The sequence below is a fragment of the Paenibacillus sp. J45TS6 genome (assembly GCF_018403285.1).
In the GTDB taxonomy this organism is placed as follows: Bacteria; Bacillota; Bacilli; order Paenibacillales; family Paenibacillaceae; genus Paenibacillus.
Genome location: NZ_BOSJ01000120.1, coordinates 1 through 238, shown reverse-complemented (window position 1 = coordinate 238; position 238 = coordinate 1). Strand labels below are relative to the sequence as shown.

The 238-nt window shown below is 53.8% G+C and carries 2 tRNA genes; both read right to left on the bottom strand.

Annotated elements, in window-relative coordinates:
• Positions 1-17: 17 nt before the first annotated feature.
• A tRNA-Ser gene (locus KJS58_RS25295) sits at positions 18-106 on the bottom strand.
• 5 nt (positions 107-111) lie between these two features.
• Positions 112-187, bottom strand: a tRNA-Asn gene (locus KJS58_RS25290).
• Positions 188-238: the final 51 nt, after the last annotated feature.

Here is a 238-nt window from a genome sequence, read left to right as displayed (position 1 = left end):
TCCTAAAAAGTTCGCAACGGAGAAAGAGGGATTCGAACCCTCGAGACGCTTGTGACGCCTACACGATTTCCAATCGTGCTCCTTCGGCCAGCTCGGACACTTCTCCAAAAGTGGCTCCCCGAACAGGACTCGAACCTGTGACAACTCGATTAACAGTCGAGTGCTCTACCAACTGAGCTATCAGGGAATATTGGTGGAGCCAAGCGGGATCGAACCGCTGACCTCCTGCTTGCAAGGC